This window comes from Shewanella sp. GJ50-10, from assembly GCF_055808815.1.
The window spans coordinates 2,879,048-2,903,962 of record NZ_JBVVSS010000001.1 but is presented as its reverse complement, the minus strand read 5'-3'; the positions used below and the strand labels follow the sequence as shown (position 1 = coordinate 2,903,962).

Below are 24,915 nucleotides of genomic sequence, written 5' to 3'. Positions count from 1 at the left end.
ATCATTGCGGCAGCAAAATTAGGTACTGACACGTACAAAATGGATAGCAAAAAATGAAAAGAGTCGTAATAACAGGTTTAGGTGTTGTTTCAAGCATCGGTAATAACAAGCAAGAAGTGACAGATTCACTTAAAGCTGGACGTAGTGGTATTACCCATTCTGACCAATTCGAAGAAATGAAATTACGCAGCCATGTATGGGGCGAGATTAAATTAAACCCAGCAGAGCACATTGACCGTAAAGCGCTACGTTTTATGGGAGATGCTGCCGCTTATGCATACATTGCTATGCAAGAAGCTATCAGCGATGCAAACTTAACTGAAGAGCAATATTCTCACCATCGTGTGGGTTTAGTTGTTGGCACCGGCGGTGCATCTTCTAAAAACCAAGTAGAATCAGCTGATAAGCTACGCGAGAAAGGCGTTAAGCGTGTAGGTCCTTACATCGTACCTCGCATTATGGCGAGTACCGCGAGTGCATGTTTAGCTACACCATTCAAAATTAAAGGCATGAACTACTCAATCAGTTCGGCTTGTGCAACATCAGCTCACTGTATTGGCCATGCGGCTGAACTCATCCAAATGGGTAAGCAAGATATGGTATTTGCTGGTGGTGCTGAAGAATTAGATTGGACCCTGACGATGGGGTTTGATGCGATGGGTGCATTATCAACTAAGTACAATGAAACGCCTGAAAAGGCTTCACGTACTTATGATGCTGACCGTGATGGTTTTGTTATCTCTGGCGGCGGCGGAATCGTGGTTGTTGAAGAGCTAGAGCACGCATTAGCTCGTGGCGCTAAAATCTATGCTGAAATTATCGGTTATGGTGCTTCTTCAGACGGTTACGATATGGTTGCTCCATCAGGTGAAGGTGCTGTGCGTTGTATGCAAATGGCACTTGCTGATGTTGATACACCAATTGATTATGTTAACACTCACGGTACGTCTACCCCAGTAGGTGATGTGCGTGAACTTGAAGCATTACATGAAGTCTTCCAAGACAACATTCCGCCAGTGGCTTCAACTAAGTCAATGACAGGTCATGCTTTGGGTGCTGCAGGTGTTCATGAAGCGATTTATAGCATGATAATGATGGAAAACAGCTTTATTGCGCCAAGTATCAACATCGATACTCCAGACGAAAAAGCGGCTGGCATTCCATTAGTCACTGAATATCGTGATGCCGAGCTAACCACTGTAATGAGTAATAGCTTTGGCTTTGGTGGCACTAACGCAACATTAGTGATGCGTAAATTTAAGTAATAATATTGAGCTTGTCGTTATGATGCATTTAATGACTCAATAAAAGCTGGTATTAAGATTGAATATTTAAAAACCTTTAACGGAAACGTTGAAGGTTTTTTTGCTTATGAAGCAATCTAATCGCTGCTTAGGGTCTAAATTCAAAATAGAATTCATTATTTCGTTTTTGAAGGTAACGACTGTTTCTCATTACTTGATAGAATAAGGAAATTGTGTCGTTTTAAGATGGTAAATCCCAAGTATGAAGATTGTTGCTGATGAGAATATGCCTTATGTCGAAGCGTTATTTGGCGAACTAGGTGAAATAACCCTTGTTAATGGCCGTCAACTGAGCCCAGAGCAACTGGTCGATGTCGATGTGTTATTGGTTCGTTCCGTCACTAAAGTTAATAAGCAGCTACTTGCTAAAGCTAATAAGCTTAAGTTTGTCGGCAGCGCGACAATTGGCACTGACCATATTGATCTTGATTACCTTCAAGCAAGCAATATTCCCTTTAGTAATGCCCCTGGTTGTAATGCTACCGCTGTGGGGGAGTTTGCGTTTATTGCCATGTTGGAACTGGCTAAACGATTTAAACAACCACTTAAAGGGAAGGTTGTAGGCATTGTTGGAGCTGGTAATACCGGCTCAGCACTTGAGCATTGTCTAAAAGCTTACGGCATGCAGGTTTTATTGTGCGACCCTGTATTGGCTAAGCAAGGCGATAAAGTCAATGCATCTCGCGATTTTGTTCCCCTTGATACCATCATTGAGCAAGCTGATATCATTAGTTTACATGTGCCGATTACACGAACTGGTGAAGATAAGACTTGGTATTTGTTTGATGAAGCTAAACTCAAACAACTTAAACCCAATACTTGGTTATTAAATTGCTGTCGCGGCGAAGTCATTGATAATCGCGCCCTGATTAAAGTAAAGCAGCAAAGAACCGATTTAAAGCTGGTTTTGGATGTCTGGGAAGGGGAGCCTAACCCCATGCCAGAGCTTGTTCCATTAGTTGAATTTGCGACTCCACATATTGCCGGTTACAGCCTTGAAGGGAAGGCCCGAGGAACGCATATGTTGTTCCAAAAACTGTGTAATATTCTTAATCTTGAGGTCGATAAAAGCGTCAGTAATTTGTTACCCGCTTTTAATATCAGCCAGCTTAGTATCAACAGTGAGCTTTCAGAAATCCAGTTACTGAATATCGCAAGGTTAGTCTACAACCTCAGTGATGACGACTATTTGTTTAGAAATAGCTTTCTTAATAACCATGGGTTTGACCATATGAGAAAAAATCACACTCATAGACGTGAATTTAGTGCATTGTCGCTAGTCAACACGGGGCAATCTGAGGTAAATTGGCTATATAAATTAGGTTTTTCAGGAGTCGAGCGTTAATTATGTCACAGGAATTTAATGTTGTTGTTTTAGGTGCGTCGGGCGCAGTGGGTCAAACTATGATTGAGATCCTCGAAGAGCGAAAATTCCCAGTCGCGAACTTATACCCATTAGCAAGTAGCCGCAGTGCAGGCGACACCGTAAGTTTTAATGGTAAACAAGTAGAAATTCTTGATGTGGACACGTTCGATTGGAGTAAGGCTCAAATTGGCTTTTTCTCTGCTGGTGGTGATGTATCTGCTAAGTGGGCTCCTATTGCTGCTGAGAATGGCTGTGTTGTAATTGATAACACCTCACATTTCCGTTACGACATCGACGTACCGCTTGTGGTACCAGAAGTGAATCCGCAAGCGATTGCAGATTTTCGTAACCGTAACATCATTGCTAACCCTAACTGTTCAACCATTCAAATGTTAGTGGCTTTAAAACCGATTTATGATGCATTTGGAATTTCGCGTATTAACGTTGCGACTTATCAGTCAGTGTCTGGATCTGGTAAACAAGCCATTGATGAACTTGCTGGCCAAACATCGAAGTTACTTCAGGGCTTACCGGCTGAAAACAAAGTTTATCCTAAGCAAATTGCATTCAACGTGTTACCGCAAATTGATGTGTTTATGGAAAATGGCTACACCAAAGAAGAAATGAAAATGGTGTGGGAAACACAGAAGATTTTTGGCGACCACGATATTGTAGTTAACCCAACGGCTGTGCGTGTTCCAGTATTCTACGGACACTCAGAAGCTGTGCATTTAGAAACCCGTCAACCTGTTGAAGCTGAAGAAGTAAAAGCTGTTCTACGTGACGCTGAAGGAGTGGTGTTATTTGAAAGCGATGAAGACTACCCAACTGTGGTAACTGACTCTGCTGGCACTGATCCTGTGTTTGTAGGTCGTGTAAGAAAAGATATTTCTCACGATTACGGTATAAATTTATGGGTAACGGCCGATAACATCCGTAAAGGTGCTGCTTTAAACAGTGTGCAAATAGCTGAAGTTCTCATTAGAGATTATTATTAATCTACTGTGAATAGAGTTATTTAGACTAAAAAGCCTGCAGCCTGCAGGCTTTTTTCGTTTTACCGCTGTCAGCAGTAGCAGGGTGACTAAATCTGGTTTATAGTCTTAATTAATAAAAATAAATGACCTAAAGCCAGTTGTCACGAAGACAACTCGATCGCGCTCAAAGGGAAAGATTGATGATTTTTCGTACCTCTTATTTTGTTGGCATTATGGCCTGTGCAATGGCCGTTGTTTCTGCTTCTCATTTTATCGAGCCTGCCCATGCAGAAACGCTCAAAATTACTGGTCCAAATGGTGAGGTCAGCTCCGCGCCAACTCGCCAATATGGCCCAACAACTTCAGCAGATACCTTTTGGAGCATTGCTCAAAAAGTAAGACCCAACCAAAATATTTCCGTATATCAAGTGATGGCAGCATTATTTGACGCGAACCCTCATGCTTTTAGTAGTAATAATTACAATTCATTAGAACGCGGCATGACATTGCTAGTGCCATCTGCTGATGTTATGGCCCAAATTGGTCGTGCTGAAGCTAAAACTAGGGCTGAAAATAACGACAAACGTCTGCCTAATGCTAATCAAAGTACGACATCAACAACGCCACCTGCGATCCCAGCGACAAATAATTCAGCGGTAGCTAATCAACCGTCAGCGCAAAAGCCATTACAAATTGTGGCTGAAGCCAAGCAGCCCACTGCTGCAGAGTTAGCAAAACAAGCAGCAGTTAAGAGCCAACCTCAAATTGATGAGTTAACGGTTAAATTAGAAGATGCACAAACCAAGGCCTTATCATTAACTGACGAGCTTGCCCGAGCAGAAGATATGTTAATGGTGAAAGATGCAGACAACGCTGCACTAAAAGCCAAAATCCAAGAGTTAACTTTGCAGTTATCAGCAATGCAAGAAGACTTTCAATTACTCACTGAAAAATACCAAGGGCTAGAGACGACTCATCAGCAGTTAGTTGAACAAAATAATAAACCTGAGGTGGTAGAAGAGCCGACTGATTTCTGGCGTTCAATTTCAGACAATATGATGCTGCTAGCACTGGTTGCAGCCCTGCCTCTAATTATTATTTTCTTGCTGATATTTTGGCTAATGCGCCGCAAAAATAATGCATCGAATGAAGCTGAAACTTCAACAGAGCCTTTGGTGGAACAGGGGGTTTCTGAGCCTGAAGCAGAAGTGGATGATATTGAAAACTTAGCGATTCATTTAGATGAAGATGAAGCGGCAAGCGACAGTATCGATGATTTGCTTGATTTAGAAACTGCAGCCACTGAAGAGCTAAGCTTGGATGAATCTTCTGATGCAGACATGTACATCACCGAAGATGCGGAAACGACAGAAGAAGCTGAAGGAACATCATTAGATGATCTTTGGGCCGAAGCAATGGAAGAGCAAGAGGAAGACTTACAACCTCTTGAAGCTGATGAAGATGACCTTGACAGTTTACTTGAAGGTTTAGACTCGCCGATTGAGTCTGAAGAGACCGTTGTCGAACCAGATACTGTTGCGGAACAAAATACAGCAGACACTGATGATTTAGATAGCTTATTAGCAGGCTTTGACGAACCTGAGTCTGACCCAGCGCCAAGTTTAGATTCTAGCTCTGACTCAAATATTGATGCAATAGATGACAATATCGACCCACAAGATGATATCGACAGTCTATTGGCTGATTTTGATATACCTGAAGAGTCAGCAGCTAGCGATAGTCAATCGTTGGAAAGTGACACTCCAGCTACCGACGCACAAGACGATATTGATAGTTTGTTAGCTGGATTTGATATACCAGAAGAGGCAGAACCAGAAGCCTTAACAACAGAAGATGAGCCTGCAGCGTCAGCACTAGCGGCTCAAGCGACAGATACTCAAGATGATATCGATAGTTTATTAGCCGACTTTGATTTACCTGATGAAGTTTCAATCGATGCTGATTTAGCCGTTGGGGCAGAACTCGAGTCAGAGGCTGAAATTGAGCCTGAGTCAGTGGCAGAGTTAACACCTGAGCAAACTGAAACGGCTGCCGATGAAGATGACTTAGATGCGCTTCTAGCATCCATTGATGCGCCAGCGGAAGAAGAGCATGACTTTACCGCAGAGATTGCCGCCGAATTAGAAGATGATGTTTCAGTCAGCCTTGATGAAACGGCCAACATAGATGATCTCATTGCTGAAGTTGATCCTGAGAAAGAGTTCGCCCCGCTCAGTAATGAAGGCCTAGATGTTGAGCAGGTATTGAGTGCGGAACTTGAAGAAATAGAGTCTGAACTTGAAATTGAATCAGACAATGACGACATCGACTCGCTGCTTTCAGAGTTAGAATCGACGGGGTCAGAAAACGAGAAAGATGTTGCGACACTTGATCCAGAGTCTGATTTTGATACCAGTACTGATTTAGAAATCGACAACATCATTGCTGATATTGAACAAGAGCAAGTTACATCTGAATTAGAAAACACGGATGATGCGGCTCAGCTTGACACTGAAGTTGAAGCTGAACTAGCAATTGATGAACAAACTAGTTTTAACTCTCCATTAGATGCGAGTAACGAAGCAGCCGATTTAGACGAATTGCTAGCTGACTTAGATGTCACTGACTCAAATGAGACAGATCTTAAGTTTGCGCCAGGTGATGAGTCTGCATTGGATATGCAAGATGATTCGCCTTCTGAGCTGCAATCAGAAAAAGAAGCAGTGTCTCAAGAAGATCCGCTGGTCGCTGAATTGCTTGCTGCCGAGCAGCTAGATAAGGTTTCGCAACAAAGTAATGAAGAGCAAGACTCAGATATTGATGAGCTTGATGCCCTGTTAGCGGATTTTGATGTCGATAAAATCGCCGATGAAGAAGCGCCACTATTTTCAAATGATGACGCAGTGGTGCCTGAGCAGAACTTTGAAGCAGATTTAGACTCAAAAAGTGCAATAGAGCAAGAACAAACTACTGTTTCTGAACAAGAGTTTGACGCTATGTTATCTGAGCTTTCAGTATCTGAATCTGAAGATAATGAACCGAGTGTCGAGTTGAATATTGAAGAACAACCAGACACAGAAGTTGCTGCTAAAGACTCAGGTTTCTTTGATGATTTAAAATCTAAGAAAACCGAATCGCCAGGTTTGGACTGGGAAGCGGATTTGTTTCAACAAGCTTCTAACCATCCAGCTTCTGAACAAACTGACACTGTCAGTAACGATGATGATAGTTATCAATTAGTTGATGATAACTTAACAGTAGATGAAGCATTAGCTGCACTAGATGCTCAAGAAAGCCTTGCAGCGAATGAAACTGCTAAAACTGAATCCGAGCAACTTGATAGTTCAGCTACACCTTCTGAGGCGACACTTGACACGTTTGAGCAAGAAAATGGCTTTATCGATATCGATAAATTACTTAACGATGCCGATGAGGACATCGACTTAAGTGATCAATATAAAGACGTCGATGTAGATATGGGAGAGGTTAATTCCCTAATCGGCAATGCTGAAATGATTGATGTTGATGATGAAGAGAACTCAGTCAATGCCAAGTTAGATTTAGCTCGCGCCTATATCGAAATCGAAGATGAAGATGCCGCCAAAGCGATTTTGAAAGAAGTTCAAATTGACGGAAATGAACGTCAACAAACAGAAGCGGGTAAACTGCTTGATAAAATGAGCTAATAAACAGCGAATATAGTGTGTTAACTAAGCAGCAAAAATGATGAAACGGCGCAGCATGCATGCGCCGTTTTTTTTGTGCTAAAATGCGCGCTCTTAAAATTTGAGGGTTATTTCAATGCGTGTGGCGTTAGGTGTCGAATATGATGGTAGTCAATACTTCGGTTGGCAGCGACAGAAAGAAGTTGTTTCTGTGCAGGCAAGAATCGAGGCCGCTTTATCATCAATAGCCAATGAACCAATTGAGATAATTTGCGCTGGCAGAACCGACTCAGGAGTTCATGGCACAGGCCAAGTAGTGCATTTTGACACTCAGTCTACTCGTCAAATGTCTGCCTGGACGTTAGGTGTCAATGCCAAGCTGCCTGATGATATTGCGATTCGCTGGGCAAAAGAAGTGGATGATACCTTCCACGCTCGTTTTTCAGCCACGGCACGTAGATACCGTTATATTATTGATAACAGTGAATTTAGACCGGGTATTTTACGTAATGGTTTAAGTCATTATCACTACGAACTTGATCATGAATTGATGCATCAAGGTGCGCAGCTGTTTGTCGGCGAACACGATTTTACCAGTTTCCGCGCCCTGCAATGTCAGGCTCACAGCCCTGTAAGAACCATTGAATTTGTAAATGTTACTCGCCAAGGGCGATTCATTATGATTGATATTAAAGCCAATGCTTTTTTACATCATATGGTGCGAAATATTGTCGGCACGCTCATTGAAATTGGTCAGTCAAATCAAAAAGTAGAATGGGTCAACGAGCTACTTGCATTAAAAGATAGGAAGTATGCTGCGCCAACATCAAAGCCAAATGGCCTATATCTCGTTGATGTGACTTACCCAGAGCATTACCAATTACCAAAGCCGCCTATGGGCCCATTATTTATGCTCGATTAATTAGCTCAGCTTTACGAGTTAAATCGTGGATAAATCAGACTTGTTGAGTTAAGGAATAACATGAGTTCAGTAAGTGCCAGTTCTGTGAAAGATAGTCAAGCTATCAAGGCGCCAGATAAAGATACGAGTTTAACTCAGTGGTTAGATTATTTACTGTCTATTCATCCAACTGAAATTGAAATGGGCTTAACTCGTGTCACTGAGGTGGCTCAGCGTTTAAATGTACTAAACCTCGATTCTCAGGTTGTTACTGTTGCTGGCACCAATGGCAAAGGGACAACCTGCGCCATGATTGAGTCTGTATTACTGCAAGCGGGTAAAACCGTTGGCGTGTATAGCTCTCCTCACTTAGTTAACTTCAATGAACGAGTTCGATTAAATCATCAAGATGTTTCTGACGAACGGTTAATCGAAGCTTTTATTGCGATTGAAACTGCCAGAACTCAGGCTCAGCAAGCAGAAATCTCATTAAGCTTTTTTGAATATGCCACACTTGCAGGGCTGTATATATTTAAGCAGACTCAACCTGATGTGGTGTTACTTGAGGTGGGTTTAGGTGGACGCTTAGATGCCACTAACATTATCGATGCAGATGTCACTGTCATTACTTCAATCGATATCGACCATCAAGAATATCTTGGCGACACCCGAGAGCTAGTTGGGCGTGAGAAAGCTGGTATATTTCGCGAAAATCGCTTAGCCGTGATTGGCGAACCTGACTTGCCAAGTTCAGTGCTCGAATATGCCGCAGAAATTAACGCTAAGGTATATCGAGTTAATAAAGACTTTAGTTATCACCTTAATGGCGATAAATGGCAATTTAGTGGCAATAAGAGTGTCATCAATAAACTAACCTTACCTAAACTGCCTTTAGCTAATGCAGCGACTGCCATAGCCGTCATTGAACAAACATGGCCAGCGATTAGTGCTACTGATATTACCACTGGCATCGCAACAGCGAGCTTGTCAGGGCGACTAGAGCAAGTGTTAGATAAACCTGTTGTGCTGGTCGATGTTGCTCATAATCCCCATGCCGCAAAGTATTTAGCATCTCAATTGCAACAATATAAACCTGCTCGCATTATTGCTTTGTGTGGCATGTTAAAAGATAAGGATGCATCCGCTGTACTTACTGAGCTTAACGGCACAGTTGATGAGTGGTATTTTACTAGCCTAGATGTTGAGCGCGGCTTAGATGCGCAAACGTTAGCAAATCAGTTATCGATGAGTTCAGCCAATGATTCAACTAAACCTGCGTCCTATCAGTTTGATTCAATTAGCCAAGCGTGGCAGGGCATAAGTGCAAATATAACTGCAGATGATGTGGTAATTGTATTTGGCTCATTTTACACTGTGGCTGGCTTTAGCAAAATTTTACAAAGGGAATAAACATTTGTCTGCTCAATTTCAAAACCGATTAGTGGGAACCGTTGTTATCGTAGCGCTTGGGGTGATATTTTTGCCTGACTTACTCGATGGCAAGAAACAACGAGAAATCGAAGAGTTCACTGAAATCCCGCTGCGTCCAGTAATCAATGAGCAAGCAACAGATACCATTGGTGAAGGTTACAAACCTGAAACCTTTGAAGTTGAAGAAATCGCCCAAACTCAAGACCTAGGAGTATCAGAAGATACTGCTCAGGAGTCGGTCGCAGATAGTTCACCTGCTCAAACTGCCGAAGTTAAACAAGTTGCTAAAGCTAAGCCTGAAGTGAAAAAAGTGGAGCCTATTAAAGCGGGTTACACTTTGCAGTTGGGTGGATTTAACAATGCCAAAAATGTTGAAGATTTAGTTAAAAAGCTTAGAGAAAATGGCTTTACTGCGTACACCTTGCCTGCAAAACCAATTGATGGTTCGTTGACTAAGGTATTCGTAGGTCCTGAGCTTTCGACTGATAAACTGAAAACATACCAGAAAAAAATCAAAAAAATTAACGGTCTTCAAGGCAAAATTGTTCAATACAATCCCCTAGAAAACTAACTATTCACTATTGTTTGGTACAGCGCAAAGTCAATTTATCTAGCAGTTGGTGAGAAAGTTTTCTACCTCTGTTAGAATCGCGCCGTCTTAACATCTATACCGGATCCCCATCTCAATGGTTTGGATTGATTACGCTATTCTCATCGTTATCGGCTTATCAACTGTCATCAGTTTGATCCGCGGATTTGCCAAAGAAGCCATGTCTTTAGTGGTATGGTTCGCTGCCTTCTTTATCGCCAGCCAATTCTATCAAGACTTAGCCGTTCATTTAACGCAAATGAACGATGAAATGACCCGCAATGGTGTTGCCATTGCCGTGTTGTTTATCGCCACACTTATCTTGGGCGCATTAGTAAACTACTTATTAGGTCAACTGGTTTCTAAAACTGGTTTATCAGGTACCGATCGAGTCTTAGGCTTGTGTTTCGGTGCGCTGCGCGGGGCACTAATTGTCAGCGCTATCTTATTTTTTCTGGATGCTTTTACCGGTTCGCCAAGTCAAGACTGGTGGAAAGAGTCAGAACTTGTACCCCAATTTGGTGTGGTGATTCAGTGGTTTTTTGACTACTTGGAAAACACATCTAGCTTTGTACCCAAAATATAAATATAAAACATCTTACAATGAGGAAGCTTACCCATGTGTGGTATCGTCGGAATAGTTGGTCAATCATCGGTTAATCAAACCATTTATGATGCTTTGACCGTGCTTCAGCACCGTGGTCAAGATGCAGCAGGTATTGTGACTGTTGACAAGAGTGCGTTTCGTTTACGTAAGGCAAATGGACTAGTTAAAGACGTTTTCGAAGTTAAACATATGCAACGCCTGCAAGGTAAAGCTGGCATTGGACACGTGCGTTACCCAACAGCGGGCAGCTCAAGTGCTTCAGAGGCGCAACCTTTTTATGTTAACTCACCATTTGGTATTTCTTTAGCCCATAACGGTAACTTAACTAACACGGTTGAACTGGCTGAAAGCCTAGTTAAAAAACGTCGTCATGTTAACACCACCTCAGACTCTGAAGTTCTGCTAAACCTATTAGCGGATGAGCTTCAAGAAACTCGTAGTTTAACCTTAAGCGCTGATGAAGTATTTGATGCCGTGGCGAAAGTACACGCACAAACGCGTGGTGCTTACGCAGTTGCAGCGATGATTATTGGTCAGGGCTTAGTGGCATTTCGTGACCCGTTCGGTATCCGTCCGTTAGTGCTTGGTAAGCACGAAACACCAACGGGTACTGAGTACATGGTCGCTTCTGAAAGTGTTGCATTAGATGCAGTCGGCTTTGAAGTGATGCGTGATGTTGCGCCAGGTGAAGCGATTTATATCTCGTTAGATGGCCAGCTATTTACTCGCCAATGTGCAGTAGACCCAAGCTACGCGCCATGTATTTTTGAGTTTGTTTACTTTGCTCGTCCAGATTCAGCGATGGATAAAATTTCAGTTTACGGCAGCCGCGTAAACATGGGTGCTAAGTTAGGCGCTAAAATCCAAAAAGAATGGGAAGATCATGATATTGACGTGGTCATCCCAATTCCTGAAACATCGTGTGATATCGCTTTAGAAATTGCCCGTTGTATGGATCTGCCTTATCGTCAAGGTTTCGTAAAAAATCGCTACATTGGCCGTACGTTTATCATGCCAGGCCAGCAAGAGCGTAAGAAGTCAGTACGTCGTAAACTCAATGCTATCAACACAGAGTTTAAAGGTAAAAACGTATTGTTAGTCGATGACTCTATTGTACGTGGTACTACGTCTGAGCAGATTATTGAAATGGCTCGTGAAGCAGGCGCAAAGAAAGTTTACTTTGCATCAGCTGCTCCTGAAATCCGTTTCCCTAACGTTTACGGTATTGATATGCCAACGACCAATGAGCTTATTGCTCATGGCCGCGATGCTGACGAGATTGCAAAAATCATTGGCGCAGACGGTATCATCTTCCAAGACTTAACCGACTTAGTTGATGCTGTAGGAATGGAAAATCCTGATATTAAGCGTTTTGAAACCTCAGTATTCGATGGCCAGTACATCACTAACGATGTTGACCAAGCCTACTTAGACCACTTAACGCAGTTACGTAACGATGATGCTAAAGCGAACAGCAAAGACATCGGCACTAACTTAGAAATGCACAATGTTTGTCATCCTTAATATAAGATGATGTGTTAGTTTTTAAAAAAGCCAGCGCAAGCTGGCTTTTTTGTGAGTCTAATCCAATCAACAGCTGAATATTCAATAGATTTACAGAGAATGCATATGTTTGTTGTTTTGAGGTGATGTAAATCTATAGTGTGGATAAGCTGAAAATGTCGTCAAACCAAGCCGTCAAATGATCAACTTATATACATTTTTAGTCTATATGCTCAACAGCGTTTATACTGTGCAGATATTAACAATAAATGAATAAACAGCGATCGAGTGAAACTAAAAGGATTTGAGACTCATCAATGGTGTTCTATTAAGGATTTATGATGACAATTAAAAAATATTCGCGCCTAGCATTGGCCGTTGCAATTAGTAGTGTATTAGTCGGTTGTGGTTCGGACTCTGACTCAAATCCAACACCAGAGCAAGGTGTGTTTAATTTAGGGGTTTCAGATAACCCCGCATCAGCCAATGTAGTCAACATTGCATTTAAGCAAGTCGTGTTAAAAAACAGCGATGGTTCAACCTCTTTTGATGTAAACACTGGAGACGATGGCTTACAACACGTCGATTTATTAAGTGTACAAGGCACTGAAATAGAGACATTAGTCAGCGGGCAGTCAATTCCTGTTGGCGAATACCAGATGTGTATTTACATGCAAAACAATGAAGTCTCAACTGATGAGAGTTCATATGTGCTGTCTGGCGCAGAGCAAGATACTGACACCAATGACTGGGTCGGTGGTGTGGTTGAAGGGCTTGTTACTAATAGCAATGGCTCATGCGGTGGTGTTGGAGCAGAAGAGGAAGATACTGGTAGACTTTTCTTCAATAAATCATTCACCATTGCAGCTGGAACCAATAATTTTGTGGCTGAATTTAACCTGACCAAAGGCCTACAAGGACCAAAAGGTAATAAAGATTATTGGACCCTAAAACCGACTTCTGTTCAGTTAGTTAATACCGCTGAAGTGGGCGCAATATCAGGTCAAATCAGCGAACAAACTATGGCTGATTGTGAGACTGCTGCTGGTGGTTCTGAATTTAGTTCTGCTGTGTACCTTTACCCTAATGACACCGCACTAGAGTCTATGGCTGACTTCAGAGACGCTGACTACGGCGAAGATGAAATTGCGCCAATAGCCTCAGCTAGAGTTAACCCAACTCTTGATGCCAACGGTGACGTTGAAAGCTATGGATATGAGTTTGGTTTCGTGTCTGCAGAAACCTACAGTTTAGGTTATACCTGTTTAGCACAAAACGATGATCCAGAAGATACCAACATTGCTGAGCCAGATGATGGTTCTTTACCATTCTTTTTAAATGCTGAAGAGCAGGGTGTTGTGGTTGTTGAAAATGAAACAACTGTAAGAGATTTCCCAATGGCGCTATAGTCGCTAATGAGTTATTCATTACTTTCTAAAAGAGAGGCCTAGCTTCTCTTTTTTTATGCCATAAAAGCGTAAATTAGTTTGTTTTACTAATGGTAATGTAGTCATACTTGGCCGAATTTTAATTAATCACTTTTTAAAACGGAATCAACCGTTTTAAAAGGTTTAGCAGTTAATACGAAATAGAGGCTATTTAATGTCTAAAATCGAATTTTCCGCAGAGCAGCGTGAAATGATGGTGCAAAAGATTCAAACTTATTTTGAAGATGAGCTTGATCAAGACCTTGGTCAATTTGATGCTGAGTTTCTATTGGATTTTTTTGGCAACAATATTGGCGCGCATTTTTACAATCGTGGCTTACATGATGCCCGAGCTATTTTCGAAGCACGTATTGAAACCATAGATGAAGATATTTACGGCATTGAGAAGGATATAAAGTAGCTTTTCCGTTAAATCAAACACTTAATATTTGTATGACAAACTATTTACTTTCTGCTTTAGCTCCCCTAGGTTAGTCATAACACGGGCAAATTAACGATTGATTAATGGAGAAAAGCAATGTCTCAGCCAACAAGGAATGATATCCCACAAGAAGCATTTGACTGGTATGACGAATATGCACACGGTGGAATGGATCGCCGGACCTTCATGAAAAAGCTAGGCACATTAGTGGCTGTGGGCTATTCAATGGCGGTACTCACATCCGCATTATTGCCTAACTATGCGCTTGCTGAGCAAGTCTCGTTTAATGATGCAGATATCAAAGCTACTTACGAGACATTTGACTCACCTCAAGGATATGGTAAAGGCCAAGGTTATTTGGTCACTCCCACTAATAAAACGGGCCCATTGCCAGTGGTGCTGGTTATTCACGAAAACCGCGGCTTAAATCCTTACGTTAAAGATGTGGCTCGCCGTTTAGCAAAAGATGGTTTTATCGCTTTTGCGCCAGATGCTTTGTTTCCTTTAGGCGGATATCCTGGTAACGATGACGAAGGTCGAGCGATGCAAAAGTCGATGGACAGAGATAAAATTCAGCAAGACTTTGTTGCAGCAGCTAAGTTCTTAAAATCTCATGCAAACAGTAACGGTAAACTAGGCGCTGTCGGTTTTTGTTTTGGCGGTTATATCGTTAATTATCTTGCCGCAGTTGAGTCTGATTTATTAACTGCTGGTGTACCTTTTTACGGAACCCCTGCCAAAAAAGAACTTCGTGAGAATATTAAAGCCTCATTAATGGTGCAACTTGGCGAAGATGATGAACGAGTTAATAAATCATGGCCAGAGTATGAGGCTGACTTGAAACACTTAAATGTGCCTTACCAAATGCACATGTATAAGGGCGCTAAGCACGGGTTCCATAATGATTCCACTGCACGTTTCGATGAAGCTAATGCCAAACTAGCTTGGGATAGAACAGTAAACTTTTTTAACGAAAAGCTCGTATAGGACTGAGTCACAAGACCTAAACAGACGAGTTTCCAATGAGGCAAAGGCTTTGCCTCATTTATTCGCCTATTGAATAGTCGTCGTTCTTTAATGGAGATAAAGATGAACAAGCGCCATATATTAACTGTCAGTATCCTTTCAGCACTTAGCTATCAAGTCCTAGCCGAGCCCGTAGATCATTTAAGTGATTTTTTCTCTGCTGATGGTGCCACTGTGACCAGTGCAAGTTATCCTACAGATGAAACATCACATCAGCTGTTAAAAAATCAAGATATTGTTGGTATTAATAAGCTACTGCATAAAAGAAAACTGACTCCGACAGATCAACAACCAGTCGTTCGTATGAATCGCGATACTTATTATTCACTGGCAGTGGTTGATGTATCTAAGGGCGCGACGATCACTATCCCTCAGCTCCCTGAAGGAAGGTATGTGTCTGTTCAGCCTGTAACTGAAGATCATCGTATCCAACCTATGTTTTATGGAGCAGGCACCTTTGATTTACACACTCATAGCGGTGAGCATTTATATCTTGTTGTACGCCTAGATGCTTCATTCTCAGAGGCGGAAGCGGTTAAATACCAAGACCAAATGATCATTAATGCCAAAAGTGATGTGCCTTTTACCGCAGAGCCCGTTACCCAAGCGTCATTTAAAGCTGTCGAAGATGCCCTAAAAGCTAAAATGCCAGGGATTACTAAGCGTGATGGTAAGGATGCATTAGTCGGGATGTTTACGGCCCCTAATGATGATTCTAACAAGCTGTTCACCCAAGAGAAGTATGAAGTAGGTGCAGCAATAGGTTGGGGCGGCGCTCAGCAAGTAGATAATATTTATGAAGTGTCAGGTAATTACCCTGCAGATAAATGTCATCAGGCCACTTTTAAAGACCCAATGAACAAAGCGTTTTGGTCTATTACCGTTTATGACAAAGCGGGCTTTATGTTTAATGATCTTGCCAACTTGAGTTCAAATACTGCAAAGCCCAATAAAGATGGCACGTTTACCATCAGTTTCGGTTGCGGTGATGATGCAATCAATAATATCAAAACCAGTAACGAATCAGGTGTATTCAATTTAGGTATTCGCCATTACCAACCCAGCGATTTAGTCAGCAAAGAAGGTTATCGGTTATTGCCTTTAGTAAAAGCTGTCGACTAATCTAGGCCCCTTTGTTGAGTTTTAAAGCCACTTTATAGTGGCTTTTTTTATGGCTTACTAAGGGCATTAACGTTTTTATTTCGAACAAAACTTAGCCTGCAAAGATCAACAGGCCCTAGTCACTCTATGACAAGAGTTAAAACTCCAAATTAAATGAGTGAAGATGACATTTATTGATGTGAAAAAGACTATTAGTTCGCAAAATCTAACACTGACTTAAAGTAGTGTTTTATAAGGTGATGATTTTCTTAGTTAAATTTTGTTGGCTTCATTATTGCTTATTTCAATGCTTATCAAGGTTAGTTAAACCGTGAATATATAAGGGATTATGATGATAAAAAAGCTTGCAAAGATACTTAAAGAATACCAATCACTGATAATTTTTATCCTATTAATGAGTGTATTTAGAAGTGCCGTCGCTGATTGGTATACCGTACCAACAGGGTCAATGAAACCCACTATTGTTGAAGGTGACAGAATCCTTGCCAACAAGATGGCATACGATATTCGAATTCCTTTCACCCATGTTTCTGTATATCAGACTGGGGAACCTGCGCGCGGCGATATTATTATTTTTGACTCAGAAGCCGCTGACAATAGGTTAGTTAAGCGTGTGGTCGGTGTGCCTGGCGATACAGTAGCCTTAGTTAACAACCAATTGGTTATTAATCAACATGCCTTAAGCTATCAAGATAAACCGCTGCCAGTAATTGCTGCAAAGCAACAGGCAGAGTTTGATTACCCGCAAGCTAATCAAACACCAGCAGATTTACCTAGCCAAGATAGAATAGAAGATTTACTCGGCATGAAACACTCAATCAGAGTGAGTAAATTGGGCTCAGTTCGCTCAAGCTTTAGTGAGGTAACAGTACCTAAGGATTACTACCTTGTGCTCGGTGATAATAGAGATAATAGTGCTGACTCAAGAGTCATTGGATTTGTGCCCCGCCATGAAATTATTGGCAGCACTGAGAGTGTGGTGATGTCTTTAAATTATGAAAATGGCTATTTACCAAGAACAGAACGGTTTTTCCATTCTTTAATTAGCGGATAGCTGCTAATTAAAGGTACATACAACCGCTAATATTGAAAATTAACGGTTGTATGTGATTTCATCAGAAAGCGTTGGTTAACATATTAATCAGTTCTGACTCAGTTGTTGGCATTTTTGCCAATTCAATTGTTTCAGGCGAACCGCCATTCAGCATATAGGCATTGGTGGTCAAATGATCATGGTGAAACCACTTACCGTTAACACAAACGTCTGTATAGCATTTCTCACATTGCTTTAATTCCATAACGGCCTCCTGACCTCAATTCTGCGATAACTAAACCTATCTCAAGAATTTGTTAGCAATGATGATCTAGATCAACTTTTTTCCAGCTTTCATAAAGCAGTAGCAGTCGATATGGTTGTTTTTTAGTGCCAAAAAAGTCAATTGTATGGCTAATGGGGTGTTTTTATATTCTTTATATTTCGGTTGTGAAAATTTACTACAAAAATAGGCACATTAAATAGTGAACAGCTAGCTATAGAAGCCTTTGAACGTTATATAAACTCTCTTAGATGTTATTTATTGCCAATTCTTGTTAAATCTAATTTCAGTGAATATTTACTGTTAATAATCACTGTAATTATATACAGTAAGAGCCATAATATTAAAAATACAGTGTTAAAAGCGCTTCCCAATCTAGATGGTTAGACTTGAATGATCCTATATATTGCCGAGAAACCAAGCTTAGGCCGAGCCATAGCTGATGTATTACCAAAGCCACACAAAAAAGGTGATGGTTACATTATGACCGCTAACGGTGATTGTGTTTCATGGTGTGTGGGGCATTTATTAGAGCAAGCTGAACCCGATGCTTACGATCCTGCTTACAAATCTTGGCAGCTAGCTCATCTGCCAATTGTGCCTGAACAATGGAAATTAAAGCCAAAGTCAAAAACACGCTCGCAATTATCTACCTTAAAAAAACTGATAAAGCAGGCATCCAGTCTGGTTAACGCTGGCGATCCTGACAGAGAAGGGCAGTTGTTGGTGGATGAAGTCATTTCTCATTCAGGGGTAAAAGCGGATAAAATTGCCCAAACTCAACGCCTGCTGATCAGTGACTTAAATCCTTCAGCGGTTAAAAGAGCCCTCGGCCAAATGCGAACCAATAAAGAGTTTGTGCCACTTTCAACCTCTGCATTAGCCCGCAGTCGCGCTGATTGGTTGTATGGCATGAATATGACTCGCGCTTATACCATTCAAGGTAAAAAGGTGGGCTATCAAGGGGTACTATCGGTTGGGCGAGTCCAAACCCCAGTACTTGGGTTAGTCGTAAGACGTGATGAAGAAATCGCGAACTTTATTCCTAAACCTTTCTATGAAGTGTTAGCGCATTTATTAACTGAGCAAAATGAATCATTCACAGCTAAGTGGAAACCCAGTGAAGCTTGTCAGCCATATATGGATGAAGAAGGTCGAGTGCTGGCAAAAGGCTTAGCTGAAAATGTTGTTGGTCGCATTAGCAACCAACCTGCTGAAGTCACTAAACTTGAATCGAAAAGTAAACGCCAAAACCCGCCACTACCATATAGTTTATCGGCATTACAAATTGATGCTGCTAAACGATTTGGCATGAGTGCTAAAGAAGTCTTGGATATATGCCAAAGCTTGTACGAGCGCCATAAACTGATTACTTATCCTCGCTCAGATAGTCGTTACTTACCGGTTGAGCAACATGGTTTAGCACCGCAAGTCATTAATGCGATTACTAAAAACGATCCTTCGTTAACGGCTAAAGCTGATGCGCCAAATGCCAAGCTTAAATCTAAAGCATGGGATGATAAAAAAGTGGATGCTCACCACGCAATTGTACCCACTGAAAAAGTCAGTAATTTAGCTAACTTGTCGTCAAAAGAAGCCAAGTTATATTCCCATATTGCTAGACAATACTTAGCCCAGTTTTACGCTGCATACTTATATGACGAAACTCAGGTTGAAGTCACTATCGCGGGTGGCTTATTCACTACCAAAGCCAAACAAGAAACCTCATTGGGCTGGAAGCAGTTATTCGCATCAAGTAACTCAAGTGCTAATGGTTTAAACCCAAACAAAGAGGATGACGAGTTAGCCACGCTACCTGCGCTAGCAAAAGGTCAGCAATTACATTGCCCACATGGAGAGCTGGTTGAAAAAATTACTCAGCCGCCAAAGCATTTTACCGATGCGACATTATTAGGGGCAATGACCGGAATTAACCGTTATGTCACCAATGCTGAAGTGAAAAAAATCCTCAAAGATACAGATGGTTTGGGCACTGAAGCCACACGGGCAGGTATTATTGAGTTGCTATTTAAGCGTGGCTATTTACAGCGCCAAGGTAAGGCGATTGTAGCGACAGCTGTGGGTAGCGGTTTGGTGAATTCATTACCAGAATCTGCCACAACGCCAGATATGACAGCGCTATGGGAAAGTAGTCTCGATGCCATTAGTCAAAAACAGTTACGTTACGATGCGTTTATGACGCCATTAATCAATCAATTGAATGAACTGATAACTCAAGCGGCTAATCAATTACCCAATGCGTTATCTGGGGTAACGGGCCCAGGTTATAAAAAGCGTCGTTCAGGTTCAAGAAGTGGTGCTAAAAGTGGTTATAAACGTAAATCAACTGCCAGCGCCTCCAAGGGGACTGCTAAATCTACAAAAACCACCAAGAGCCGCAGTAGCAAGTAAATTAATTGTTTAGCTTGATTGATACACTTTATTAAATTGTGTTGCGATTTGGTTTGTTTTAGGTAACCTAGCGCGTTAGGAAAATGCTATGTTATTTAAATCATTAGGAAGTTTATGAATATCAAGGACGTAATTACCCCCTCTTCGCTTTTTAAAGCGTTACCATTTTTATTGCTCATCATTGCTGTGTTTAACTCTTACTACATAGTCATTGAAGGTCATGTTGGTGTGGTTAAACGCTTCGGAGAAGCAAAAGATCAGCAAAACCCAGGTCTGCATTTTAAAATCCCTTTTATTGAAACAGTAGAAATGATTGAAGTCAGAACCCGTAAAAATGCAGAAAAAATGGCATCAAGCACCAAAGAGCAGATGCCAGTGACAGTTGAAGTATCGGTTAACTGGACAGTGAATAAAGAAGCCGCATTAGAACTGTTTAAAAGCTACGGCGGATTGAGTCAATTTGAGCAGCGTATTTTAGACCCTCGATTTCGTTCAGCCACAAAAGATACGATTCCTCAGTTTGAAGCTGAACAATTGATTCAAGACAGAGCCAGTGCGATTCAAGGCATTGAGCGTCGTTTATCTGAAGAAATGGCTGATTTTCCGGTTGTCGTTGATAACATTCAAATCGAAAATATTATCTTGCCGCAAAAGTATATTAACTCTATTGAAATTAAACAAACTGAGAAAAACTTAGCTGCGGCAGAAGAGCATAAGCTTGAAAGGCAGCGCCTAGAAGCATTACGTGCAGTGAACACCGCTGATGCTAAAGCAAAAGGTATTTTAAAAATTGCCGAAGCAGAAGCTCAGTCGATATTACTAAGAGGTAAGGCCGAAGCTCAAGCGATTGAAGCTAAAGCCAAAGCGCTTAAAAACAACCCGTTAATTGTCACCTTAACTGAAGCGCAAGCATGGGATGGAAAATTACCGACAACCATGATGGGTGAAGGTGTGATGCCAATAATGGATATTCGTGAGACTCAAGGTAACTAGTTTTTTATAAGCGACACCAATATTTGATTGACCATAAAGCGCAATAGCAATATTGCGCTTTTTTATTGTTGTTTATTGAGTAAATAGTTTACTCAATATAAAGTTCCTTATTCTCAATACTTTCGCTAATCTGAAAGCATAAATAAAACGTTTTGCTTGAGCGAAAAGGCTAATGAACAATGGGAAGATTGGGAAAACTGGGAAAACTGCAATCTTCTCGCAATCGAATAACAGTTACTAAAAGTGCAGCCTCAGTTGTTGCTGCCACTGCACCTGTAGCGTTAATACTTGTCATTACATTGATAGACTCAGCTAAACCATCTTTGGCTGGAAATGCTCAAGTGCTGACTGCAAGTTCTCAACTACAGGCTAGCAGTCGTGTTATCTCAACAGGTATTTGGCATGAAACCTTTGATGAGCAAAATTTAGATAAGTGGTCATATATTCTACATTCTCAAGGTATTAGCGTTCATCCTAAACCGAATCCAGCTGATACTGCTGATTCGATCTCTGCTTCAACATCTGTCTCAAACTCAAACTCTGCTTCAAGTATGGCTCAAGATTATGCTGCTTTAATCGAGATTACAGGCGAACAATCTTATCTTTGGCGTGGTATAGATGCACTTAATCGGGTGGAGTTACAACATAAGCCAACACATACCAGAGAAGGCCAAACGACAAGTGTGAGCTGGCAGTTTATGCTTCCTGAATTGTTCAGTGAAGACACCCACCAAATAGCGTACTGGGAGTCCGATAAAACCTATCGCCAAAGTTATCGACTACAACTTAATGGTGCAAGGATGAGTTTGGTATCTAATATTGCCAAAACGGTAGTGATAGATGAGCAAGCTGAAACGCAAAACAAGCAACAAGCCTTATGGCAGATTGATAATATAAAACCAAACGTTTGGTATACCGTTAAGTTAGAAACTCGCTGGTCAATGGATAAAGGCCATATACAAGTATCATTGGATAACCAACAACAAGTCGATTTAACCTTACAAACCTTAGTTGCCAATAATGAGAATATGTTTATTCAGTTAGGGATTCTACGTCAGCGTTCTGAACGAGTTGAATCAATCTGGTTAGATGATGTGAAAGTCAGTCATTTTTAATCTGCTTTACTATTTCTGATTTTATATTTTAATTCTTCAGTCAGTTCGTCAGTTCGTCAGTTCATTCTTCAGTTAACCAGCCAGCAAATTAGTCAATTTATCCTCCCCAATATTGTGGCGTAAAATGGTAACTTTTGCCGCCAGCCTCAACCTATAATTTCTGCCATTACAAGATGATTAAACATCAAATTGAGGCAGGTTATGACACATTCAGTTTCTAATACTATTCCTAAAACCAAACCCGCAGCAGGTTTTGTCAGTCGCCATAAAACCAAGTTTATTATTTTGATGACGCTAGTCTCGATAGTTCTTGGCTCGGTACTACTGGCGAGTGGCTTTACTGTGCACCATCAAGATATTCCAGCAGATTATTGGACTACGACTTCCGCGCTTAAAGGCAAGTTCCTCGATACCGAGATCTTTATCGGCGCACTGACCATGATGCTGATTGTCACGATTTGCTTAGCGATTTGGGGGTATTGGAAATTGCACTCATTACCTAAAAAGCATGCCGAACATACAGGGCAAGCAAAATTGGTGTTTTGGTTATGTACTATCGGCTTTTTTTACAATGAATTGTGGATAGCTTCGATCTTAATTGTAGTGACAGATTGGAAGAAGATTTCTGCAGTGATTAGGGCCTGCTGATCTTTGTAGATTAAGTTTTGTTCGAAATAAAAGCGTTTTAATTGAGGCGGATGGATTGATGCCTAGTCATCTAAGCAAAATTCATCCAACAAAGAGTAAAACGCTTTTAATCGAACCCTTTGGGCAGCGTTTGTTGGCCATTTTTACTGCGTTATCGACTTTTTATGTAGATTAACTACACCACAAAGTCTCTGCCTTGTATAAATGGTCAACAATTCGCTGCAAAAATAACCTTGAAAAATCAACAGGCCCTATAGGGAGACAAGCATAATGAAAGAGCTACTTTACCCATATATATTGATTTGCTGGATTCTATTGAAAACCGGTTTGGTTAAACGCACCACAGCTAATTACATCTCAATGGTAGTAGTGGGCGTGCTGATAAACTTAGCTGTGTTTTTTGCCCATCGTTTTTATTCACCTGTGGATTTAACTGACTCATCAGTTGTAAGAGCACAAACGGCGATATTAAGTCCGATAACTGAATCAATCGACCAATATTACGTTGAGCATAATCAGCGCGTTGAAAAAGGGCAGTTGTTATATACCTTGGTAAATAACGAAGAGAGCAATAGCTTGCGTCAAATTGAAGCGGAAATTAACAGTCTCAATAGTGAAATCAGCCAAACAGAACAAGACTTGGCAAGGCTGACTCAAGTTAAAAATGTGGTGGCAAAACGCGATATTGACCAATATCAGTCTAAGCTAAGCTCGCTAAAGTTTGACCGTGAATCATTGCTAGCGCAGCAGCAACAAGCTGAATTTGAGAATAACCAGCTTGAGATCCGTGCGCCTTTTGACGGTGCGATTACTCGAATCGACACAGCTGCTGGTTCTAGAGTGGGTAACATTCAATTGTGGAACACTGAAACAAAGATTTTAGAAATGCGTATCCCAGATCAATTATGGGATAGGGTGAAGCAAGGTCAGTTTGCTGAGTTCTATGTTGATGCTTATCCAGGTCATATTTTTCGAGGCCGAGTGCATTCAATATCATTAGCGACAGGTGAAGCAAGAGGAAGTCATGGTAGCCAAGAGCAAGGCGTCGCCCAACAGCTTATCAATAATTCGAAAAACATTGGTCGCACCGTGTTAATTGAATTTACCGACCCAGAAGGTATTGAAATCCCAATTGGCGCTCGAGGCTCAGCGTGGATATCAACTGAAAAGCCGTTTTCATTATTAGGTCCAATCGATATGTTAGGCGCGGCTACGTTACGGTTAAAAGCTATGAAGAGTTATTTCGGCGCTTTTTAATTCAGATTCCTCTATTTTAAGGGCTCTCTAATTTAGGAGCGCTCTAATTCAGGAGCATTCTAATTCCGGACCTTTGTAATGATTAAATTAAGCTAATTAGGGCTTAATTTAATCGGCGTTAGTAACTTATTTGTTTGAATATTGTTGATAACTAGTTACTATTGATGGGCAAGCTAATCGTTTATAAACACAGATAAATTAGAGGTTTACTATGTCAGAAGAACAAACCACGCTAGCTAGACCATTACATGGCTTTAATAGCCCACAACGTTATTTTGTAGGTTATACCTTAGCGGTGCTAGTTGATTTAACTGTGTTGAACTTACTTGCTGAGTATTGGCAACATATTACCGTGTCGTCTTTTTCGGTAACCTTATTAGTGGCCATTTTACTGCAGTTATTACTCAAGCTGACCATTGCCTTTGAGCACAAGCTAGCTGACCACTTTAAGAGCAAACCGGGTACAGCGCCGAAAATTTATCGCGCCTTAAGCACATGGGCAATTTTGTTCTTTTCAAAAATTATCATGCTTGAAGCAATTAACTTAGCTTTCGGCGACAGCATTACCTTTACAGGGCCATTTAACGGCATAGTGGCCTTCTTCGTATTAGTATTCGGGATATTATTTGCTGAATTTATGGTGTCGAAAATTTACTTTTCACTACGTGATAAACCGACAGATGAAGCGGCAGCTGAAACAGCTTAAGGTTATGTAGCTTGCATGCAGGGAGCTAAAATAATTAAGGCTCCCTGCGGTTTTTAGCTAAGTAAACACTAAAAACTTAGTAATAGTGACTTGAACTGTCAGATGAAT

Annotated in this window: 21 protein-coding genes; 20 read left to right on the top strand and 1 reads right to left on the bottom strand. The window is 41.2% G+C overall.

Features of this window, described 5'->3' with window-relative positions:
- Positions 1-53: 53 nt before the first annotated feature.
- The 14 genes from fabB (at position 54) to lepB (ending at position 17,414) form a co-directional block, all read left to right on the top strand.
- Entirely contained in the window at positions 54-1,265 is a 1,212-nt protein-coding gene (gene fabB, locus AC0L4E_RS12180) for a beta-ketoacyl-ACP synthase I (RefSeq protein WP_473679402.1), read from the top strand.
- Positions 1,266-1,506: 241 nt separating this feature from the next.
- Positions 1,507-2,649 carry a 4-phosphoerythronate dehydrogenase gene (locus AC0L4E_RS12175; protein ID WP_473679401.1) on the top strand — a complete coding sequence of 381 codons (1,143 nt, stop codon included), beginning with the start codon at positions 1,507-1,509 and terminating at the stop codon, positions 2,647-2,649.
- 2 nt (positions 2,650-2,651) lie between these two features.
- Entirely contained in the window at positions 2,652-3,668 is a 1,017-nt protein-coding gene (locus tag AC0L4E_RS12170) for an aspartate-semialdehyde dehydrogenase (RefSeq protein ID WP_153913116.1), read from the top strand.
- Positions 3,669-3,847: 179 nt separating this feature from the next.
- A complete protein-coding gene (locus AC0L4E_RS12165) occupies positions 3,848-7,333 on the top strand; it encodes a FimV/HubP family polar landmark protein (protein ID WP_473679400.1) in 3,486 nt (1,161 codons plus the stop codon).
- A 115-nt stretch (positions 7,334-7,448) separates the two neighbouring features.
- Positions 7,449-8,234, top strand: a complete 786-nt coding sequence (gene truA / locus AC0L4E_RS12160; protein WP_473679399.1) for a tRNA pseudouridine(38-40) synthase TruA — start codon at positions 7,449-7,451, stop codon at positions 8,232-8,234.
- A 60-nt stretch (positions 8,235-8,294) separates the two neighbouring features.
- On the top strand, positions 8,295-9,623 hold the full coding sequence (gene folC / locus AC0L4E_RS12155) for a bifunctional tetrahydrofolate synthase/dihydrofolate synthase (protein WP_473679398.1): 1,329 nt from the start codon (positions 8,295-8,297) through the stop codon (positions 9,621-9,623).
- A 4-nt stretch (positions 9,624-9,627) separates the two neighbouring features.
- A complete protein-coding gene (locus AC0L4E_RS12150; RefSeq protein WP_473679397.1) occupies positions 9,628-10,215 on the top strand; it encodes an SPOR domain-containing protein in 588 nt (195 codons plus the stop codon).
- Positions 10,216-10,330: 115 nt separating this feature from the next.
- Positions 10,331-10,819, top strand: a complete 489-nt coding sequence (locus AC0L4E_RS12145; RefSeq protein WP_473679396.1) for a CvpA family protein — start codon at positions 10,331-10,333, stop codon at positions 10,817-10,819.
- A gap of 33 nt (positions 10,820-10,852) precedes the next feature.
- Positions 10,853-12,364, top strand: coding sequence for an amidophosphoribosyltransferase (gene purF, locus AC0L4E_RS12140; RefSeq protein WP_220754945.1), 1,512 nt, complete (start codon positions 10,853-10,855; stop codon positions 12,362-12,364).
- A gap of 320 nt (positions 12,365-12,684) precedes the next feature.
- A complete protein-coding gene (locus tag AC0L4E_RS12135) occupies positions 12,685-13,752 on the top strand; it encodes a DUF4382 domain-containing protein (RefSeq protein ID WP_473679395.1) in 1,068 nt (355 codons plus the stop codon).
- 193 nt (positions 13,753-13,945) lie between these two features.
- Positions 13,946-14,191: a DUF2164 domain-containing protein gene (locus AC0L4E_RS12130; protein ID WP_473679394.1), complete on the top strand. Its 246-nt coding sequence runs from the start codon at positions 13,946-13,948 to the stop codon at positions 14,189-14,191.
- Between the two features lie 117 nt (positions 14,192-14,308).
- Complete coding sequence (locus tag AC0L4E_RS12125; protein WP_473679393.1) at positions 14,309-15,199, top strand: dienelactone hydrolase family protein; 891 nt, start codon at positions 14,309-14,311, stop codon at positions 15,197-15,199.
- Between the two features lie 102 nt (positions 15,200-15,301).
- Entirely contained in the window at positions 15,302-16,360 is a 1,059-nt protein-coding gene (locus tag AC0L4E_RS12120; protein ID WP_473679392.1) for a DUF1254 domain-containing protein, read from the top strand.
- A 334-nt stretch (positions 16,361-16,694) separates the two neighbouring features.
- A complete protein-coding gene (gene lepB / locus AC0L4E_RS12115; protein WP_473681630.1) occupies positions 16,695-17,414 on the top strand; it encodes a signal peptidase I in 720 nt (239 codons plus the stop codon).
- Positions 17,415-17,475: 61 nt separating this feature from the next.
- Here the strand turns inward: lepB and AC0L4E_RS12110 are convergent, their stop codons facing one another.
- Positions 17,476-17,658, bottom strand: coding sequence for a hypothetical protein (locus AC0L4E_RS12110; RefSeq protein ID WP_473679391.1), 183 nt, complete (start codon positions 17,656-17,658; stop codon positions 17,476-17,478).
- A gap of 411 nt (positions 17,659-18,069) precedes the next feature.
- Here AC0L4E_RS12110 and AC0L4E_RS12105 point away from each other — a divergent pair, with 411 nt between their 5' ends.
- From AC0L4E_RS12105 to AC0L4E_RS12080, 6 genes are all read left to right on the top strand, one after another.
- Positions 18,070-20,088: a DNA topoisomerase III gene (locus tag AC0L4E_RS12105; RefSeq protein WP_473679390.1), complete on the top strand. Its 2,019-nt coding sequence runs from the start codon at positions 18,070-18,072 to the stop codon at positions 20,086-20,088.
- Between the two features lie 114 nt (positions 20,089-20,202).
- On the top strand, positions 20,203-21,081 hold the full coding sequence (locus AC0L4E_RS12100) for a prohibitin family protein (RefSeq protein ID WP_473679389.1): 879 nt from the start codon (positions 20,203-20,205) through the stop codon (positions 21,079-21,081).
- Positions 21,082-21,260: 179 nt separating this feature from the next.
- On the top strand, positions 21,261-22,196 hold the full coding sequence (locus AC0L4E_RS12095) for a heparin lyase I family protein (protein WP_473679388.1): 936 nt from the start codon (positions 21,261-21,263) through the stop codon (positions 22,194-22,196).
- A 201-nt stretch (positions 22,197-22,397) separates the two neighbouring features.
- Entirely contained in the window at positions 22,398-22,844 is a 447-nt protein-coding gene (locus AC0L4E_RS12090; protein WP_473679387.1) for a hypothetical protein, read from the top strand.
- Positions 22,845-23,114: 270 nt separating this feature from the next.
- Positions 23,115-24,101: an HlyD family secretion protein gene (locus tag AC0L4E_RS12085; RefSeq protein WP_473679386.1), complete on the top strand. Its 987-nt coding sequence runs from the start codon at positions 23,115-23,117 to the stop codon at positions 24,099-24,101.
- A gap of 211 nt (positions 24,102-24,312) precedes the next feature.
- On the top strand, positions 24,313-24,807 hold the full coding sequence (locus tag AC0L4E_RS12080; RefSeq protein WP_473679385.1) for a hypothetical protein: 495 nt from the start codon (positions 24,313-24,315) through the stop codon (positions 24,805-24,807).
- The last annotated feature ends 108 nt before the right edge of the window (positions 24,808-24,915 follow it).